At 60.2% G+C, this 254-nt stretch carries 1 protein-coding gene; it reads left to right on the top strand.

What is annotated here, in order from left to right; all coding sequences use genetic code 11:
• Positions 1 to 15: 15 nt before the first annotated feature.
• Positions 16 to 254: hypothetical protein (locus tag SB725_RS32520; protein ID WP_410923616.1), on the top strand; the 239-nt coding region annotated here is incomplete at its 3' end.

Genomic DNA, 254 nt, shown 5'->3' with positions numbered 1-254 from the left:
TACCTGCGAAGATCCGTGGAACTTCTCAGCGACATTCCGGACTTGCGGATCCGAAATTTGCACAGGTTGCTCAGCGCGGACGCGCCAGCCGAGACGGATACCGACTTCCTCAACGCATGCGAGCGATACACGGTTGGCGACTATGAGGCGGCGAAGGAACTGTGCGGCTATGCACTGAGCCAAACTCCAGCAGCCGCCTGGTGGTACGAACTCTCGGCAAGGCTGGGCATCGTCCCTTGCGAGACGGATGCGGA

Origin of the sequence: Pseudomonas sp. SIMBA_041 (genome assembly GCF_046535095.1) — a bacterium.
GTDB lineage: Bacteria > Pseudomonadota > Gammaproteobacteria > Pseudomonadales > Pseudomonadaceae > Aquipseudomonas > Aquipseudomonas mucoides.
Note: the sequence above shows the minus strand (reverse complement) of the source record. Positions and strands in the feature narration are given on the sequence as shown.